At 67.2% G+C, this 18,418-nt stretch carries 17 protein-coding genes and 2 pseudogenes; 7 read left to right on the top strand and 12 right to left on the bottom strand.

The features are described 5' to 3' along the window. Positions 1 to 4: 4 nt before the first annotated feature. The 4 genes from ACWESM_RS09930 to ACWESM_RS09915 are packed head-to-tail and all read right to left on the bottom strand — an operon-like array spanning position 5 to position 4,762. A complete protein-coding gene (locus tag ACWESM_RS09930) occupies positions 5 to 1,156 on the bottom strand; it encodes a CaiB/BaiF CoA transferase family protein (RefSeq protein WP_452491345.1) in 1,152 nt (383 codons plus the stop codon). Between the two features lie 14 nt (positions 1,157 to 1,170). After that, positions 1,171 to 2,340, bottom strand: coding sequence for an acyl-CoA dehydrogenase family protein (locus tag ACWESM_RS09925; RefSeq protein WP_067810348.1), 1,170 nt, complete (start codon positions 2,338 to 2,340; stop codon positions 1,171 to 1,173). A gap of 3 nt (positions 2,341 to 2,343) precedes the next feature. Beyond that, positions 2,344 to 4,287: an AMP-binding protein gene (locus ACWESM_RS09920; RefSeq protein WP_452491343.1), complete on the bottom strand. Its 1,944-nt coding sequence runs from the start codon at positions 4,285 to 4,287 to the stop codon at positions 2,344 to 2,346. A 13-nt stretch (positions 4,288 to 4,300) separates the two neighbouring features. Next, positions 4,301 to 4,762: a MaoC family dehydratase gene (locus ACWESM_RS09915; protein WP_067810351.1), complete on the bottom strand. Its 462-nt coding sequence runs from the start codon at positions 4,760 to 4,762 to the stop codon at positions 4,301 to 4,303. 179 nt (positions 4,763 to 4,941) lie between these two features. On the opposite strand from ACWESM_RS09915, the gene ACWESM_RS09910 reads away from it, so the two are divergent. From ACWESM_RS09910 to ACWESM_RS09885, 6 genes are read left to right on the top strand one after another with little or no spacing between them, the layout of a single operon-like run. Continuing rightward, positions 4,942 to 6,105 (top strand): acyl-CoA dehydrogenase family protein, encoded by a 1,164-nt coding sequence (locus ACWESM_RS09910; protein WP_397281189.1) that lies wholly within the window; start codon positions 4,942 to 4,944, stop codon positions 6,103 to 6,105. Beyond that, a complete protein-coding gene (locus tag ACWESM_RS09905) occupies positions 6,102 to 7,079 on the top strand; it encodes an HpcH/HpaI aldolase/citrate lyase family protein (protein ID WP_452491339.1) in 978 nt (325 codons plus the stop codon). Before ACWESM_RS09910 ends, ACWESM_RS09905 begins: the two co-directional genes overlap by 4 nt. Then, positions 7,076 to 7,822, top strand: coding sequence for a 3-oxoacyl-ACP reductase FabG (gene fabG, locus ACWESM_RS09900; RefSeq protein WP_452491337.1), 747 nt, complete (start codon positions 7,076 to 7,078; stop codon positions 7,820 to 7,822). Before ACWESM_RS09905 ends, fabG begins: the two co-directional genes overlap by 4 nt. Next, positions 7,819 to 8,691, top strand: coding sequence for an FAS1-like dehydratase domain-containing protein (locus tag ACWESM_RS09895; RefSeq protein ID WP_452491335.1), 873 nt, complete (start codon positions 7,819 to 7,821; stop codon positions 8,689 to 8,691). The genes fabG and ACWESM_RS09895 overlap by 4 nt, the downstream gene beginning before the upstream one ends. 5 nt (positions 8,692 to 8,696) lie before the next feature. Next, complete coding sequence (locus ACWESM_RS09890) at positions 8,697 to 9,140, top strand: MaoC family dehydratase (protein WP_364428562.1); 444 nt, start codon at positions 8,697 to 8,699, stop codon at positions 9,138 to 9,140. A 4-nt stretch (positions 9,141 to 9,144) separates the two neighbouring features. Next, positions 9,145 to 9,828, top strand: a complete 684-nt coding sequence (locus tag ACWESM_RS09885; protein WP_195042913.1) for a GntR family transcriptional regulator — start codon at positions 9,145 to 9,147, stop codon at positions 9,826 to 9,828. A 146-nt stretch (positions 9,829 to 9,974) separates the two neighbouring features. On the opposite strand, the gene ACWESM_RS09880 is transcribed toward ACWESM_RS09885, so the two are convergent. Continuing rightward, positions 9,975 to 10,691 (bottom strand): MmyB family transcriptional regulator, encoded by a 717-nt coding sequence (locus ACWESM_RS09880; RefSeq protein WP_452491333.1) that lies wholly within the window; start codon positions 10,689 to 10,691, stop codon positions 9,975 to 9,977. A gap of 438 nt (positions 10,692 to 11,129) precedes the next feature. On the opposite strand from ACWESM_RS09880, the gene ACWESM_RS09875 reads away from it, so the two are divergent. Continuing rightward, the gene (locus tag ACWESM_RS09875) at positions 11,130 to 12,317 is read left to right on the top strand and encodes a DUF4062 domain-containing protein (protein WP_452491332.1); all 1,188 of its coding nucleotides are present in this window, start codon (positions 11,130 to 11,132) and stop codon (positions 12,315 to 12,317) included. Here ACWESM_RS09875 and ACWESM_RS09870 read toward each other — a convergent pair. The 7 genes and pseudogenes from ACWESM_RS09870 to ACWESM_RS09840 form a co-directional block, all read right to left on the bottom strand. Continuing rightward, positions 12,286 to 12,492, bottom strand: coding sequence for a hypothetical protein (locus tag ACWESM_RS09870; protein ID WP_452491331.1), 207 nt, complete (start codon positions 12,490 to 12,492; stop codon positions 12,286 to 12,288). The two genes, ACWESM_RS09875 and ACWESM_RS09870, sit on opposite strands and share 32 nt — an antisense overlap. A gap of 171 nt (positions 12,493 to 12,663) precedes the next feature. Then, positions 12,664 to 13,082 (bottom strand): annotated as a pseudogene (locus ACWESM_RS09865) (leucine zipper domain-containing protein); the annotation flags it as partial. A 417-nt stretch (positions 13,083 to 13,499) separates the two neighbouring features. Beyond that, positions 13,500 to 13,877: pseudogene (locus tag ACWESM_RS09860) on the bottom strand (transposase); the annotation flags it as partial. 129 nt (positions 13,878 to 14,006) lie between these two features. Further along, complete coding sequence (locus ACWESM_RS09855) at positions 14,007 to 14,393, bottom strand: hypothetical protein (RefSeq protein ID WP_452491330.1); 387 nt, start codon at positions 14,391 to 14,393, stop codon at positions 14,007 to 14,009. Positions 14,394 to 15,066: 673 nt separating this feature from the next. Further along, entirely contained in the window at positions 15,067 to 15,465 is a 399-nt protein-coding gene (locus ACWESM_RS09850; protein ID WP_397278873.1) for a GNAT family N-acetyltransferase, read from the bottom strand. A gap of 39 nt (positions 15,466 to 15,504) precedes the next feature. Then, positions 15,505 to 16,665: a non-hydrolyzing UDP-N-acetylglucosamine 2-epimerase gene (gene wecB, locus ACWESM_RS09845; protein ID WP_397278875.1), complete on the bottom strand. Its 1,161-nt coding sequence runs from the start codon at positions 16,663 to 16,665 to the stop codon at positions 15,505 to 15,507. 80 nt (positions 16,666 to 16,745) lie between these two features. Continuing rightward, a complete protein-coding gene (locus ACWESM_RS09840) occupies positions 16,746 to 18,344 on the bottom strand; it encodes an AMP-binding protein (RefSeq protein WP_452491329.1) in 1,599 nt (532 codons plus the stop codon). Between the last annotated feature and the right edge of the window lie 74 nt (positions 18,345 to 18,418).

The following is an 18,418-nucleotide window of genomic DNA, read 5'->3' as shown; positions in this document are numbered from 1 at the left end:
CCTCTCATTCTCCGACCGACACGGCGTCGGTGCGAGTGGCGGCGGTCTCCCACCGGGCGTGGATGTCGGCGATGTCATCCGGACCCGCTGGCGGGACAGTGGGCGCGCGGGTCGGCGTCCCGCTGAACCGCGGCGCGGGCGCCGGGTGCAGAACTCCCGAAACCCGGGTGTACACACCACGTTCCACGTTGTGCGGGTCGGCGGCGGCTTCGTCGAAGGTGAGCACCGGTGAGACGCAGGCGTCGGTGCCCCGGTAGATCCGCGCCCACTCGTCGCGGGTGCGCCGGGCCACCGCCTCGGCGATGAGCGCACGCAGCCGCGGCCACTGCGCGCGATCGTCCTGCTCGGGCCAGTCGGCGCTGTCGACACCCAGACGGCTGACGAACTCGGCGTAGAAATCCGGTTCGAGGGCGCCGACGGCCAGGTAACGGCCGTCGGCGCACAGGTAGGTGTCGTAGAACGGCGCTCCGGAGTCCAGGAAGTTGGTGCCCGGTTCGTCGGAGTACAGCCCCGCCGCCCGCAGCCCCTGCAGTTTGGCCGTCAGTACCGCCACACCGTCAACCATCGCCGCGTCGATCACCTGCCCCCGGCCCGTGCGCGTGGCCTCGACCAGCGCGCAGGCGATCCCGAACGCGCCGATCGCCCCACCACCGGCGTAGTCGCCGAGCAGGTTGATCGGCGGCCGCGGTGCGCCACCGGCGGAGGCGAGCGCGTGCAGGGCGCCGGACTGGGCCACATAGTTGATGTCATGTCCGGCGTCCTGGGCGCGCGGCCCGGTCTGGCCGTAGCCGGTGAGCCGGACGTAGACCAGGCGGGAGTTGCGGGCCAGCGCGTCGTCCGGGCCGAGCCCGAGCCGTTCGGTGACACCGGGGCGGTAACCCTCGACGAACACCTCGGCCGAAGAAGCGAGGCGCAGAACGGCTTCGCGTCCCTGTGGATCCTTGAGATCGACGGCCACCGAGCCGACGCCGCGGTTGACGACGTCGGTCTGCTCGGTGAGCCCGTCGGTCTGGCTCAGGGCCCGCGCGGAGCGGTGCGGCGGCCGCACGACGCGCACGACGTCGGCGCCCATGTCGGCCAGGAGCATCGACACATAGGGCACCGGGCCCATGCCCGCCAGCACGACGACCCGCACTCCCGCCAGTGGTCCCGTCATCGGTTCGGCTCCTCTCAGTACGACCGGGGCAGGCCCAGAACCTGCTGGGAGATGTAGTTGCGCACCATCTCCTGGGAGAACGGGGCGTTACGCAGCAGGCGCACCTCCCGCCACAGGCGCTCGATGTGATACTCCTTGGCATAGGCGTACCCGCCCAGGGTGGAGAACGCCCGGTCACAGGCCTCGAACCCGGCCTCGGCGCCCAGGTACTTGGCCGCGGCGGCCTCGGGGCCGCACGGCAGGCCCGCGTCGAAGAGTTTCGCCGCCCGCAACGCCATTCCCTCGGCCGCCTCCAAGCGGATCCAGGAGTCGGCCAGCGGATGCGCCACGGCCTGGTTCCGGCCGATCGGCCGGTCGAACACGACCCGGCTCTTGGCGTATTCGCTGCCGATCTCGAGGGCGGCGCGGCCGAGGCCGATGCCCTCCATGCCGACCACGATGCGCTCGGGGTTCAGCCCGTCGAGCAGGTAGTAGAAGCCCTTGTCGACCTCACCGACGAGGCGGTCGTCGGACACTTCCAGATTGTCGATGAACAGCTCGTTGGTGTCGATGGCGGCGCGCCCGAGCTTGTCGATCTCGCGGACGGTGATCTTGGAGCGGTCCATGTCGGCCAGGAACAGCGACATGCCCCACAGCGGCTTGTCCTCGCGCCGCGGCGAGGTGCGGGCCAGCAGCAAAATCTTCTGCGCGTTCTGGGCGTTGGTGATGAACACTTTCTGCCCGTTGACGATCCAGCCGCCGTCGACCTTGGTCGCCTTGGTCTTGATGCGCGAGGTGTCCACACCGGCGGTGGGTTCGGTGACGCCGAAGGCCATGAGCAGTTCGCCGGAGGCGAGCTTGGGCAGGTATTCCCGCTTCATCTGCTCCGAGCCGTACTTCACGACCGGGGCGGGCGGGAAGACATAGAAGTGAATGGCCGAGCCGCCGCTCATGCCGGCGCCGGAGGCCGAGATCTCGGCCATCATGACCGCGGCTTCCTCGAGGCCGAGGCCGATGCCGCCGTACTCCTCCGGGATCATCGCGCCCAGCCAGCCGCCCGCGGCGAAGGCTTTGACGAAATCCCAGGGGTATTCGTGCTTGCGGTCTTTGTCGAGCCAGTAGTCGTTGTCGAACTTGCGGGCCAGCTCGCGGGTGGCCTGGCGGACGACCTCGACCTTGTCGTCGGTGTCGGGGGTGGTCGTCATGGACTACTCCTGTTCGTCGCCCACGGACACGGGGATCGCGTCGAGGGGGGTGGTGGGGTCGAGGGCGGACATGTCGCCGATGGGCGCCCCGAGGAAGCGCGCGCGGATGGCGCGGCGCATGATCTTGCCGTTCTTGGTCTTCGGCAGCGTGGTGACGACGTGCACCGCCGGGGAGAACGAGCGGCCCGCGTTGGCGGTGGCGGTCTCCTGCAGGTCGGCGGGTGCCTCGCCGGCGGCGCGCAGCACCGCGAAGGCGACCGCGCGCTGGCCGCGCTGCTCGTCGGGCACGCCGATGACGGCGACCTCGGCGATCCGGTTGTCACGCAGCAGCGCCGCCTCGATCTCGGCGGGACCGACCCGGCGTCCGGACAGTTTGAGCGTGTCGTCGGACCGGCCGTGGATGCGCCACATGCCCGCCTCGTCGACGCTCGCGAGATCGCCGTGCACCCAGACGCCGTCCCAGCGATTCCAATAGGTGTCGAGGTAGCGCTCGCGGTCCTGCCAGAAGGCGTGCGTCATGCCAGGGAAGGTGTTGCGCACCACCAGTTCCCCGATCTCGCCGGTCACCGGTGCGCCGTCCTCGCCGAACACCGCGGCGTCCACACCCGGCAGGGCGCCGTTGAACGCGGCCGCCGCGGCGGGCAGGAACGGGTAGCCGATGAGCAGGCCGCCGCCGACTTCGGTGCCACCGCTGTAGTTGACGATCGGCGTCTTTTTCCCGCCGATCTCCTCGAACAGCCACCACCAGGTCGGCTCGTCCCAGGCTTCGCCGGTGGAGACGAAGGCGCGCAACGTTTCCAGCGACTGGGTGACCGGTTCGCCCGCGGCCTTGAGCGCCCGCGCCGCGGTGGGCGCGATGCCTGCGACGGTGACCCCGTTGCGATCGATGATCTCCCACATGCGATTCGGCGTGGGGTGCACCGGAAGGCCCTCGATCATGACGATCGTGGCGCCCAGCTGCAGCGGGCCGGTCATCAGCATGGGCCCGACCAGCCAGCCCAGATCGGTGATCCAGGAGACCACGTCCCCGGCGTGCACGTCGAAGCCGTAGCCGAAGTCCACCGCCGTCTTCACCGCGAAACCGCCGTGCGAATGCACGATGCCCTTCGGGCGGCCGGTGGTGCCGGAGGTGTAGACGACGGTCAGCGGATCGTTCGCCTCGGTGGGCGCGGTCTCCACCGGCGCGGGCGCCGGGTCGAGTTCGTCGTAGTAGACATCGCGTCCGGCCCGCATCGGCACGTCCGAACCCAGATGCCGCACGACCACCACCGAGCGCACCGCAGGCGCGGTAGTCAGGGCCTCATCGAGAGTGACCTTGAGCGGCACGGTCTTTCCGCGCCGGGTGGTGCCGTCGGCGGTCACCACGACCACGGCCTCGGAGTCCTGCAGGCGCGTGGCCAGCGCGTCGGGAGCGTAGCCGCTGAAGGTGGGCACGGAGATCGCGCCGAGCATGGCGATGGCCAGGAACGCCACGGCCGCCTCGGGCACCACCGGCATGAACAGCAGCACCCGGTCGCCGCGGCGCACGCCACGGGCGGCCAGGTTCGCCGCGAACCGGCGCACCTCGGTGTCCAGTTCGCCGAAGGTCAAGGTGCGGCGCGCGCCTTCGTCGCCTTCGTAGACCACCGCGAGCCGGTCCGCGGCGGGCCCGCGCGCGTGCCGGTGCGCGGTCAGCTGCGCGACGTTTACGCGTCCGCCGGGGAACCACCGGGGGAACGGCGTGCCGCCGGATTCGTCGAGCACCCGCTCGAAAGCCATGGTGAACTCGACCTCGAGATCCGCTACCGCCGCCCGCCAGAACCATTCGGGGTCGGCGATGGCACGCCGGTTGAGTTCGGTCACCGCGGTGGCATCGGTGTCCAGCCCCCACGAGCGCATCGCCGCCAGCAGGCGGCTGCGTTCGCGGGCCTCGTCACCGGGCACCCAGGCCGGCTGGTCGTCGGTCATGGTGGACTCCCTCTCAGGCCTGCTCGGCCGGGCGCTTGAGCATCAGACCGACGCGCACGGCGTCGCAGACGATCTCGTCGCGCTGGTTGATGCCAAGGTGGCGGAAGGTCACGATGCCGGAGTCGTCGCGGCTCTTGGACTCCCGGCGGGCCTCGATCTTGGTCTGCACGTGGATGGTGTCGCCGTGGAAGACCGGCTTGGGAAACTTGATCTGCTCGAAGCCCAGGTTGCCCAGGGTGGTGCCCTGGGTGGTCTCCGGGACGGTGATGCCCGAGACCAAGCCCAGGATGAACAGACTGTTCACCAGGCGCTGACCGTAGATCGATTTCTTCGAGTACTCCGCGTCCAGGTGCAGCGGCGCCAGGTTCAGGGTCATGACACTGAACAGGGTGTTGTCGGCCTCGGTGACCGTCCGGCGGGTGGGGTGATCGATGACCAACCCGGGTTCGAGTTCCTCGAAGTACAAGCCCGGCATGTCGTGTCCTTTCGCGATACGTGCGGCCGATCCGCCGTCCAGGTGAGGTGGCGCGCATCCATGCTGAATATATTATGTATTCAATGCGACCGACAGGCGGGTTGTCGGATTCCGCCTCACCACGGGATCGTATGCTATACGATCATATATTATATTGGAAATGACGAAAGGAGTCGCGGGTGCCCGAACTCAGCGCAGAGGATTTCGAACCGATCCTGGCGCACGTGCGCACGTTCATCCGTACCAAGGTGGTGCCGCGGGAAGCCGAGATCATCGAGACCAACGCCATCCCCGACGACATCCGCCGCGCGGCCGCGGAGATGGGACTTTTCGGCTACGCCATCCCCCAGCAGTGGGGCGGCCTCGGCGCGGATCTGACCCAGGACGTCGAGCTGGCGATGGAGTTCGGCTACACCAGCCTGGCGCTGCGCTCGCTGTGGGGCACCAACAACGGGATCGCCGGTCAGGTGCTGGTCAACTTCGGCACCGACGAGCAGCGCAAGCAGTGGCTCGAGCGCATCGCCACCGGCGAGGTGCTGGCCTCCTTCGCGCTCACCGAGCCCGGTGCGGGATCCAACCCGGCCGGCCTGCGCACCCGGGCCCGCCGCGACGGGGACGACTGGGTAATCGACGGCCAGAAACGCTTCATCACCAACGCGCCCCTGGCGAATCTGTTCGTCACCTTCGCGCGCACCCGCGAGGCCACCCCCGGCGACCCGGGCATCGCGGTATTCCTCGTTCCGGCCGACACCGCCGGGGTGATCGTCGGGCCCAAGGACGCCAAGATGGGTCAGGAGGGCGCCTGGACCGCCGACGTCACCTTCGACAACGTCCGCGTTCCGGCCGACGCTCTGGTCGGCGGCGCCGAAGACGTCGGCTACAAGGCCGCCATGGCCTCGCTCTCGCGCGGGCGCGTGCACATCGCCGCGCTGGCCGTCGGCACCGCCCAGCGGGTCCTCGACGAGTCGGTCGCCTATGCCGCCACCGTCACCCAGGGCGGCACGCCCATCGGTGACTTCCAGCTGGTCCAGGCCATGATCGCCGATATCCAGACCGGTGTCATGGCCGGCCGCGCGCTGGTCCGCGACGCCGCGGCCAAATACGTCTCCGGCGAGGACCGCCGGATCGCGCCCTCGGTGGCCAAGCTCTTCTGCACCGAGATGGTCGGCCGCGCCGCCGACAACGGCGTCCAGATCCACGGCGGCAGCGGCTACATGCGCGAGGTCACCGTCGAGCACATCTACCGCGATGTCCGCCTGCTGCGCCTCTACGAGGGCACCAGCGAGATCCAGCGCCTGATCATCGGCGGAGGGCTCGTGCGCGAAGCGAAGAAGCGCGCATGAGCACGGTGAGGACCGGGCCGCGCGACCATACGGCGCCGACCGGCGCTCCGCCGGGACCCGCGACGCTCGATCGCGTCCGATCCGCCTCCACGCTGCTGTTCGTCCCCGCCGATCGTCCCGAGCGCTTCGACAAGGCCGCCGCGGCCGGCGCGGGACTGGTGGTGCTCGATCTGGAGGACGCCGTCGCCCCCGACGCGAAGGACGCCGCGCGCGCCGCCGCCGCCGAGTGGGTCGAGGCGGGCAATGTGTGCGCGGTGCGCATCAATGCCGCCGGAACCGCCTGGCACGCCGCCGACCTCGAAGCCTTGGCACCGCTCGGTTGCGCGGTGATGCTGCCCAAGGCCGACGCCGGCTCGATCGGCTCGGTGGTCGCGGCCCTCGGCGCGGACGCGAGCCGATCGGACCCGAACCGCACCCGCGCCGCGTCAGCGGCCTACGACGGTGCGGTCAGCCGGACTGACGGCACCCCGCTCATCGCCCTCATCGAGACCGCGGCCGGTGTGCTCGACGCCAGACAGATCGCGGCGACACCCGGTGTGCACCGGCTGGCGGTGGGCACCTTCGATCTGGCCGCCGAACTCGTCGTCGACCCCACCGACCGCGAGGCACTGGCCGGAACCAGACAGTTGCTGGTCCTGGCCTCGGCCGCGGCGGGACTGCCGGGCCCGATCGACGGGGTGACCGCCGCCGTCGACGACGCCGACCTGCTCACCGACGACGCCGCCTACGGCCGTCGCCTCGGCTTCGCGGGAAAGCTTTGTATCCATCCCCGGCAGCTACCCCCTGTGACTGCCGCCTTCCGTCCCACCGAGGCCGATATCGCCTGGGCGCGCGCGATTCTGGCGGCGACAACGGACAGCGCGGGCGTGGCCGTCGTCGACGGCGCGATGGTCGACAAGCCCGTCGTCGATCGCGCCCACCGCATCCTCGACCTGCTCGACCGACTCCCCTTCGATACCGAGGACACCAAATGACCGGACCACTCCTGGCGGGCAAGACCGCCGTCGTCACCGGCGCCGCCCAGGGCATCGGCTACGCCATCGCCGAGCGCTTCGTCAGCGAGGGCGCGCGCGTCGTCATCGGTGACATCGACGGCGCGGCCGCCGAAGCCGCGGCGGCGAAGCTCGGCGGCCCCGAGGTGGCGCGGGGCGTGCGCTGCGACGTCACCGTGGCCGAGGACGTGCAGGCGCTGCTCGACGCGGCCGCGGAGTCCTTCTCCCCCGTCGACGTCATGATCAACAACGCAGGCATCACCCGCGACGCCACCATGCGCAAGATGACCGAGGACCAGTTCGACCAGGTCATCAACGTCCATCTCAAGGGCACCTGGAACGGCACCCGCCTCGCCGGTGCGGTCATGCGCGAGCGGGGCAGCGGCGCCATCGTCAACATGTCCTCGCTCTCGGGCAAGATCGGACTGCCGGGCCAGACCAACTACTCCGCGGCGAAAGCGGGCATCGTCGGCCTGTCCAAGGCGGCGGCCAAAGAGCTGGCGCATCTGGGCGTGCGGGTCAACGCGATCCAGCCGGGCCTGATCCGTACCGCGATGACCGAGGCCATGCCGGCGAAGGTGTGGGACCAGAAAATGGCCGAGATCCCGCTGGGCCGCGCAGGCGAGGTGGAGGAGATCGCCTCGGTGGCGCTGTTTCTCGCCTCGGATCTGTCCTCCTACATGACCGGCACCGTGCTCGAGGTGACCGGCGGGCGGTTCATGTGAGCACCTGGCAGCCGCACCTCGAGACCACCGAGGAACTGCTCGACCCCGCGCCCGTCGCGGCACTGGCGGCGCTGTTCGACGACGGACTGCCCGCCCCGGCGCCGGGTGAGCAGTTGCCGCCGCTATGGCACTGGGTGGCGCTTCCGCGCTGGGCCGCGTCCGGGGTCCTCGGCCCCGACGGGCATCCACGCCGTGGATCGTTCCTGCCGCCGGTCGCGCTCCCCCGGCGGATGTTCGCCGGAGGCGAAGTGCGATTCCACGCGCCGCTGACCGTCGGCGAGACCGTGCGCCGCGAAGCCGAAGTGGTGTCGGTGACCGAGAAGAACGGCCGTTCGGGCGCACTCGTCGTGGTGGACGTGGCCATCCGGTTGTTCACCGCCGCAGGCGAACTCGCGGTCGAGGAGCAGCAGAACCTGATCTACCGGGAGGCCGCGCCGCGGCCGGACAAGCCCGCCGCGCTCCCCGACTCACCCGAACCCGGCACTCCGCTGACCCGGATCTCCGGCACCGAATGGGCCCTGCGCACGGATCCCAGTCTGCTGGCCCGGTTCTCGGCCGCGACAGCCAACGCTCACCGCATCCACTACGACTGGCCCTACGCGACGGGCGTCGAAGGCTACCCCGGTCTGGTCGTGCACGGTCCGCTGCAGGCGCTGGCCCTGGCAGAGGTTCACCGGCTCATGGCCGGTGAGCCGGTCCGGGAACTGCGTCATCGTGGCCGCGCGCCGCTGTTCTGCGGAGAACCGGCACGACTGCTGGCCACCACCGTCCCCGACGGCATCGCGCTCGAATTGTTCGGTCCGCGTGAAGAATCCGCAGGACCGAACGCGACCGTCGACATCGTCACCACCGACAGGAGCGACACGTGACCCGGATGTTCACCTCGGTCGAGGACCTGCGCGCGGCGATCGGAGAGCCGATCGGCCCGAGCGCCCCGCTGCTCGTCGACCAGACGCGCATCGATGCTTTCGCCGAGGCGACCGGCGACCGGCAGTGGATCCACGTCGACCCCGACCGCGCCGCACGCGGCCCCTACGGCACCACCGTGGCGCACGGCTACCTGACGCTGTCGCTGATTTCGCACTTCCGGCAGGAGCTGCTGGAATTCGGCTTCGGCACGGCACGAGTCAACTACGGCGTCAACAAGGTTCGCTTCCCGGCCGTGCTGGCGGCCGGCTCGCGGATCCGCGCCACCGCGACCGTCACCGACGTCTCCGAGACGAATGCGGGCACCGCCGTGACCGCACGGTACGTCCTCGATGCCGGAGCGACCAAGCCGGTGTGTGTGGCCGAGACGGTCGTCCTGATCACCGGGTGAGGCGATGACATCCCGGAGCCAGCCACCGCCGCAGCGCCGTCATCAGCAACTGCCCGACCGGGTCGCCGCTCACGTACGCGAGCAGATCATGTCCGGCGCCATGCGGCCGGGCGACTTCCTGCGGATGGAACCCATCGCCGAGGCAGTCGGCGTCAGTGTGACGCCCGTACGCGAGGGTCTCTTGACGCTCAGCAGCGAGGGTTTCGTCACGCTGGTGCCGCGGCGCGGTTTCGTCGTCGCCGCGTTCAGCCGCCAGGACGTGCGGGACCTGTTCTGGGCGCAGAGCAAGTTGGCCGGCGAACTGGCGGCCCGCGCCGCGCAAACGGCGACCCCACACGATCTCGTACTCCTGCGAACCCTGATCGCCGCATCCGTCGCGGCGAGCGACGCGGGCGACACCGCGCGCATCATCGCGCTCGGCCACGAATTCCACCGCGCCGTGAACCTTCTCGCCGGCTCGGATCGCCTGGCACGCCTGCTGGCGGGGATCGTGCACCAGCTGCCCAACAGCTTCTACGCCTCGCTGGAATCCGACGCGGCGACCACAGCATCCGAACACGCCGAGCTGGTAGCCGCGCTGGAGCGACGGGATACCCACAGGGCGCGCGCGCTCGCCGAAACCCATATCGCGGACGGCGCCGATTTCGTCGTGGACACGCTCGATCAACGGGGAATCTGGGCTGAATGACCGTTCCGAATACCGGATCGAGCGCATACATTTCCATTCGGGCCATTCCCAGCCCCGCTGACTCCCGTCTTCTCGGAGATCCTGGAACGACTCCGGACGCCCACGCAAGGAGATCATCGCCCACGACACTGCATGAGCTGCAAAACTCATCCCACTGCAGCGTGATACATCTCCCGATGCTCCGCCCACGGACGCGACCGCTCCTCCGCACTCATCGCCAACAACGCCCGCAACTTCCCCCACGCCACCTCATCGACCGGCGTATACACCTGCATCCACGCATTCGGCACCGACGGCAACGACATACTCGTCAAAAACATCTCCAACTCCCCCACCGCCAAATTCCGCACCGCCTTCGTCCGACTCACCGGCACCGCCACATCATTCAACGCCCACAACGACGCGAAACTCTCACTCTCCCCACACAACTCCGCGATGAACTCCTCCCACTGCGGGTCCCCCAAGTTCTTCGCATACGCGCCCCGCAGATACCCCACCATCCGCCGCAGATCATCCCAATTATGGCGGTAGGCGTTGCAGCACTCCGGGGTCAGGAAGACGCGACGCGCCACATTCCGCTCCCCCGCCAGAAATCCCGGGCACAACGCCTCGTACGAGGAGTTGTGCGCCAACACGTCATACCTGGCACTCAACACCACCCCCGGTAACGGCTCCAAATGATCCAAGATCACCTGCAACTCCTCCGGCAACGCCGACCCCGCATCCACCGAAGGCACCGTCGGCACATCCGCCAACCGATACAAATGCGCCTTCTCCGCCGCATCCAACGACAAAGTCCGCGCCACCGCATTCAACACCTGAACACTCACATTGATCTGGCGGCCTTGTTCCAGCCAGGACAACCACGGAAAGGTGTACCGATGAGACATCGCCACCTGGTTGCACCCAAGCCGTTCGAATAGGCAGGTCAGAGGGGCTTTTGGCGCACGCCACAACCTCACCGGACGTCTAGATGCCTTGACTCTCTTAGGGGCGTCGTCGAACTATGTTCTCGACTGCCCACAGGCGGACGCCCCGCCACCTGCTGGCTCTGCACGTAGGCGCAAAGACGGCGGGAAGCGTCGCGAAGACACAGTCGAGCGCAGTTTGGTCGACAACTTCGGCCAGCGACGGGCTTATACCTTTTAGCGCGAGAGGCATTCATCCAGCCGCAGGGGGAACAGAACGTGCCGACCAGTTCGGCCTACGTGGCCCCGCCGATTCGGAGGCACCGCCACCAGCACAGCCGCTTCACACCCTGCGCCGTCAGCTGACAGCCCGGAATCTGCAACGATCTGTCGGTGCCTCAGCATTTCCGCATCTTTGTCGCCTCGCCATCCGATGTGCGAGATGAGCGCCAAGCGATCTTCGAGATAGTGGCCCGCATACCGTACGACCCGGTACTACGCGGCAAGGTCACCCTCGAGATCGTAGCGTGGGACGGCCCGTACGGCTCGATCCCCTTGCTGGCGACCGTGGACCCCCAGACCGCAGTCTCGGCCGGATTGCCACTGCCGTCGGAATGTGACGTCGTGGTCGTCGTCATCCACAGCCGACTCGGCACACCTTTGCCGTCGGAATACGCCAAAGATGACGGGAACCGTCCGGTCACCGGGACCGAATGGGAGTATGAGGACGCAATTCGCGCCCATCGCGTATCAGGGACTCCCGAGGTCTTGGTATACCGCCGCGAAGGTCCGGTACTTTTCGATCTTGATTCCACGGCGAATGCCTCCGATCTGATGCAGGCACACCGCCAGGTTCAGGCAGTCGAGGAGTTCTTTTCCAGACTGGAAGCTGAACGGCGCGGATTCAACAGCTACAACTCAGTGGCCGATTTTGCCGCGTCTTTCGCTGATCATCTGAAAGCGATCGTGCGGGCACACTTGGATGGCCCTGCGCCCGCGCGCGCGAGGATTCTCGCTGCACTGGCTGGAGAGGATAACGACGTCCACACAATCGAGCTGATCGGTTTCGCGGCGACGGTCCTCGAGGAACCGCACCTTCGAATCATGGCGGTTGACCAGCTCTCGCAGCGAGTCGCATCCGCAGAGCAAGGCGACACCGCGCGACTCAGGGAGTTGGCACAGCAATTCATGGCCACTCGACACGACGAACTCGGCGAAGCAGGTCTCAAACTCGCCAAACGCCTCGTCACCACCGGCAAGGCGCCAATCGCATTCTTGCGAACCGGAGCGACGAATCCCAAGTGGCGGGTCAAGGCCGCAACTGTCGCCATCGTCAGGGGGTTCGACAACAGCGCGGTCATCGACGTGTACGAGGGCATCGGCAAGGCACTGAGCTACTGGAGACCGGTGCAGACGATCACAGATCATCTGTGCGAGATGACCGAGCAGCTGAGCCATACCGACCGAGCACGGGCAATTCATATTCTCGAGACGTTGCTGTCCAACCCTAGACAATCGGAGAATCAGCAGACGCGTCTACGAGAGGCCATCATTCAACTCGGTGGCGGAGCCAGAGGATGATCGCGGCAATGGCGAGTTCGGCCTGGCAGTAGCGGCGTTTGGCGTAGCGGGTGGCCAGGTCGCGGAACTGCTTGAGCCGGTTGAAGCATCGCTCGGCGAGGCTGCGCCGCCGACACGCGTCGGGGTCGAATGTCGGTGGACGGCAAAAGGGGAAAGCCACCAGGGATCGAGACATGATCGGCCTTGCACTACCGGAGATCCGACGCCTCACCATCGCCCTGCTCCCACCCACCATCCGCTGCACCCGACACATGTGGGCATGGTCGAACTGGCGTCGCCGACGACAGCACCAAGCACGCCTGTCCCACTACCGGCGACGAAGACACCCACTCACCTGACTGCCTTGTCCCGGTCGGCGGGCGATGATGCGGCGTGGCGCCCGGTTCGGTTCGCCGTTCGGGTCCAGCAAGCAACGCCGGTTCAACCCGAGCTGGGCCAAGTAACGACCGACGGTCCGCACCGACACAGCGGTGCCCTCGGCAGCCAGTTCCAGCGCGATCCTGCGTGCCGACCACTTCCTGGTCCTGCGCAGCTGCTCGATCCGGTCGACGAGCTCGACCGGGGTCGCCGTGGGCGACCAGTGCGGCACGCAGGATCGATCGAGCAGGCCGAACTCGCCGAAGCGGCGAAACCGGTTCACCCACTTCGATGCACATTGCCGCGAGATGCCCATCTCGGCGGCGACATGAGCGATCGGGCGGGTCCGGCAGCGGTGCACGAGCCGGTGGCGGCCTCGACGGTGAGCGGGGCATTACGGTGAGACACGGCGGTTCTTTCGGTCAATGGCTGATGTGTGAGTGGGCGCTTCACATCCTGCCGCCGAAAGAACCGCCCCTTTCAACTCACCCCACACCCCACGTCACCAGCGTCACGACCCGCAACAACTAGCCCCTCCCCGTCGGGAGGCGGAGCCATAAACATGGAAGGGACTCCGTTGCATATGGAGTCCCTGCAGCGATATAGGCAGTGTAATGATGGAGCGCTACTTCTTGGCCGGCGTGGAGTGTTCGTTGTGGCCACGCCATGCCCGGAAGCTCAGCACGACAACGCAACCGGCTGTGGTCAAACTGTCGTGGTGGCGTTGCCGAGCACCACCAGCGCCAGCACGGTGGCCAGAATCAACGCCAGCGCCAGCAGGTCCATCATGCTGGGGACTGCTGCAAGATCAGGTGACAGTTTCGGTCACGCGGCCTGACTGGCCGGTGGGGTCATGATTGTCTCGTATTCGACCGGCGTCAAACGGCCGAGAGCGGCTTGGCGTCGGCGGCGGTGGCAGGTCCGCTCGATCCACGTGACGATCGCGATTCTCAATTCCTCACGGCTGCACCAGGATCGACGATCGAGGACATTCTTCTGCAACAGCGCGAAGAAACTCTCCATGGCGGCGTTGTCACCGGCCGCGCCGACGCGGCCCATCGATCCGGCCGTGCCGTGACGAGCCAAGGCGTGCACGAACTTTCGGCTGCGAAATTGCGACCCGCGGTCGGAGTGCAGGATGCAGCCGGCCACTTCACCGCGGCGGGCCACCGCGCTGTTGAGCGCGCGAACTGCCAGCGCCGACGCTGGTACACCACTCTGCCGGACGCAACCTTCAAATCCTGTCAGCCCGACATAGAAAAACCCCTTCCGACCAGCCTCGGAAGGGGTTTTCTTGTTCATCAGCATGGGACCGGATTCGACCCGAGCCAGTCAAAATCTCATACTTTCGCCTTCATCGCCGCGGGCCCAGCGTTCCAGGACGTCCCGATTGTCCGGAACGGTCTCCGGGACATCGATGTAGTGCGTCTTGGCCACCGCGCGAGTGTTGCCGAGCTGGCGGGCGGCGCGTTCGGGATCGCCGTAGGCGTGGTCGACCGCGGTGGCCGCGCCTTTGCGGAACCTACGCTGGGTCACCCACGCGAAGTTCTCGCCACGGGCCGCGCGCCAGGTGCGGCCGAAGTTGTTCGGGTTGCGCAGCGACCCGTTTCGGGCCGGAGACAGCAGCCCCAGCGGGTTGGGACGGTCGCCTACTTCCAGGTCCTTGATCGCCTCCCGGACCGCCTCGACGGTGTGGGGGGCAGCAGGATGCGCCGCCACCCGTAATGTTCCATTGCTCGCCTTGGCCGCTGCGTCACTTCGGTGGGACGGGTTCAAAATCCGCCCCCCGCAGAACCCCTACCTGCCGCTCATACGAGACAGAACTTATGAGATGCGCTCGCCCAGGAGTATGCGCGGAGCACAGCGTCTTGAGTCCCTTGGTGCCGAGACGGACTCCGGGACCGTCGAAGCGACACGATCCGGACACGATGCGCGATCGGTGAACCGCGCGTACGCGCGCGAGATCGGTGACGTGCAGAACCGATCGGCTAATGAACAGATAATGCCTCCGCGCTGGCCACCGAAGCCTTGCAAGCATTCACTTCGATTCGATCACTGTTGAAGGCGCTGTATTGCACCACTTCTCGACGTGAGTGACGAACTGACGGGACCCCGTTGGTCGGTCCGGGTGGGGACATGTGGTTATGGGGTCAAGTAGGAACGCACGACATCTGCTGGGTTCGAAGGTCCGCAATACGAGCAGATCACCGCGGCCCTAGTTGGGGCGCGGGTCGTGATCGAGGACCGTGGGGTGGACACGGTCGCGGTGTATCGAGCGGCCATCGTCGGCAGTGAGGACGCCACCGATGCGCAGCCCGGCCGCCACCCGGCGTAGTGCTCTTGCGATCAGGGGCCGCCGATTCGGCACCGATGGACGGGCGGCGGGTGAAGGTCAGTTGAGGCGGAGGATGCCCACGCCGGTATCGGTGAAGCCACAAGCGCCGCGATAGAAACTGTCGAGGTAAGGTTCGTAGTCGACGTGCAGCCACTCGAGGCCAGCAGCACGGAGGTCATCGATCAAGGCGGCAACGATCGTGGTTCCGACGCCCTGACGCTGGTGATCGAGAGCAACCGCCGTGTCCAGAAGGAACGCGTGTCGTCCACCGTCCCAGACCGCGTGCACGAAGCCGACCAGCCGGTCTTCAGCAAAGGCGCCGACCCAGGACTTGCTGTGCCGCTCCAGCCGTGCCCGCCAGGGGTCGACCGAAAAATCTCCGCCGAACGCTTCCGTGTGCAGGCGCGACACCGCCTCGTCGTCGACGAGAAAGCGGATACGAAGCTCGGTCGTCATCTAACACCTTCCGGCTCAACAGATCTCACGCAGCAAACATCACCAGCATGGCACACCACCGTGCGCTGTCGGATCCGGCAGGCCGCCCAACACTTCGGCGATCGCCGAAACTACCCGGGGCGCGGCTCGTCCCGGCGGATACGGATTCGCCGACCGCACCATTTCCTCGTACCCGACCTCGTCCGACAGCACGCTGAGCACCGACTCGACCACTCGCTCCGCCTCGGTGCCGACCAACCTCCCGGATCCCCCGGTCAGAACCTCGGGACGTTCGGTGCTCTCACGCAATACGAATAACGGCTTTCCCAGGCTCGACGCCTCCTCCTGCACGCCCCCGGAGTCGGTGAGGACAGCTTTGGAACGCGCCATGAGGTGCGCGAATTCGACATATCCCATGGGTTCGGTCAGTATCACATTCTTGACTTCGCCCAGCAAAGCGGTCAAGGGGGCACGAACAATCGGGTTGGCATGCAGAGGCAGAACGAATACGTGATCCGGAAGTCTGCTCGCCAACATGCGGACGGCCCCGCCGATCCCGATGATGCCCTCTCCCCAATTCTCCCGCCGGTGGGTGGTTATCGTCACGAGATCAGGCGCGGCACCACAGACTTCTGCTACAGCCGGATCGGAGAACGAGGCCGACTGCTCGAGCGCATCCGAGAGTGCGTCGACGACGGTGTTTCCGACGACCCGAATCTTTTTCTGGGCAACGCCTTCCGCCAGTAGATTGTTCTGCGCCTGGACGGTCGTCGCAAGGTGCAACGAGGCGAGTTGACCGAGCAACCGACGGTTTCCTTCTTCGGGAAACGGTGACGCCATGTCCCCGGTGCGCAGTCCGGCTTCGAGGTGCACCAACGGTATCGCGCAATTGAAGGCGGAGACGCCGCCAGCAGCTGCGCTCGAGGTGTCGCCCTGCACGAGGAGCACGTCCGGGTCCAGTTGTTTCAGCAGCGGATCCAGCCTCGACAGCACCTTCGACATGATCATGTTCGGTGACTGACCGGGCTCGAATACATCCAGATCGTGCGCCGCCACGTCATCGAGCGAGGTCCCCGTGTGTGCGAGCATGCCTCGATGCTGCCCGGTCGAGATCACGAGGCAATCTGTGGACGAACAGCTTCGCAGCGCTCGCACAACCGGGGCCACCTTGATTGCTTCCGGCCGCGTTCCATAGAGCACGGCGATACGTCGAGCCGACATTCCTTTTCCCCCGATGTGTTCTTCCCATAGGTACAGCCCGTGCTCCCGCGCTCGACACGCGACATATGGCTACCGCACGGCTACTGGATATCAGTTGGTAATCCGCTTTCCGAGCGAGCCGCCTGAATCCGCTCATCCAAGCCGTGCAACGTGCGTGCGGAGAGCACCGCGCCGGCGGTGAATTCGATCTCGAAACGTCCCTCCACGAACTCGCTGATCAACTCGGCCCCGTACGCATCGAGCCCCTTTTCGATGAGACTGTCGTTCCGGTGCACCCGGTTGCCGAGCACAGCGGTCACCACATCGCCGAGCTCCACCATCGCCTCGGCGGTGGGGTCGGCCGGGCTCCCCCCTCCGGTATGGCGGCGGAGCAACCCGAGACGGTCGATCTTCCCGCTCGGAAGTCGTGGCCACTCCGCGACGCCGACCACACTATTCGGGACGTGCGCGGGCCCGAGGCGGGCCAGAACCTCCCTGCGGACGAGCTCCGCGTCGATCGGCAGAGCGAACGCGACGAACACCGCGAGGCGTGGACCACGCGGCCCGCGGTCCACGAGAACGACGCAACTCGTTTCCGGATACAGCCCCTCGACCAGATTCGCGACGGCGTCCGTGTCGACCCATACCCCGTTTCTCTTCAGCCGGTTGTCCAAACGCCCAAGGACGGTCAACCCGCCGTTGCGCTCGTCGACCACCCCGAGATCGCTCGTTTCGTAACGCATCGAACGGCTCATAGGCGCAGCCGGATCAGCGCCGGGTGTGCCCACATAGCCGTAGCTGCCGTCCGAGGTGACGATTACGATCCGCCCAGGCGACCCCGGCGGGAGCGCGAAACCCGACTCGTCGACGATCCCGACGGAGGTTCCGGGCAGAGCGTGACCGACCGGCAAAATGCCATTGCCGTCCTCCAGTCCGGTCAGCACATGGCAGAAGCGGGCCAAGGTCGTCTCGGACGGGCCGTAGAGATTGCATACCCGTGCTCCCTCGACGCAGCGTTCCCGCCACGCGGCCGTAACCGATCCGCGTAGGGGCTCACCCGCAAAAATTGTCCACCGGAGCGGCATTCGCGCGCCTCGCCCACCAGCCCGCCGCAGCCACGCTTCGGCAATGGAGGGCACGGCGTGCAGAATCGTCACGTTCTCGGCAATCAGCCAGTCGACGGCGTCTCTGCCCCGTAGGTCGCTCGGCGGCGTCACCAGCGCCGCACCGGACCGCAGCGGCAACAACAGCTCGCGGTAGGCGACGTCGAACGAGCCGCTCGTCACCGCTCCGATCCGGTCCGCCGGACCGACTTCCAGAGTCGATGATTCCCATTCGAGAAAAGCGAGCAGAGACCGGGCGCTACCGAGGATCGCCCGGCTCGTGCTGGTCGAGCCCGAGGTCACGGCGACGTAGCACGCGTCGTCGGGAAGTGTTCCGTGTTCGCGACGGGAGCGCAGCTCCGCGCGGACCGCGCCGATGAGTCGCGATGCGGCAACGTAACTCACCTCGCCGTCCCGGACGGTCGGACAGAGTTCGGCTCCATCCTCGCCTCCCCTGTCGGCAGCCAGTGACGAGGTCAGATGCGCGATACATCCGGCCAACCACGTGCCCAGCAAGTCGGGCAATGCCGCACCCGGACGCTCACCGACCACGATCACGAGGTCGCCCCGGCCCAGACCCGCTTCGAGGAGCCGCACTGCGACGCTCGTCGCCGCGGCGACAATCGCCGCGATGTCCTTATCGCCACTCGACGGATCGTGCAGGCTAGCCG

It is taken from the genome of Nocardia sp. NPDC003999 (assembly GCF_053604885.1).
Note: the sequence above shows the minus strand (reverse complement) of the source record. Positions and strands in the feature narration are given on the sequence as shown.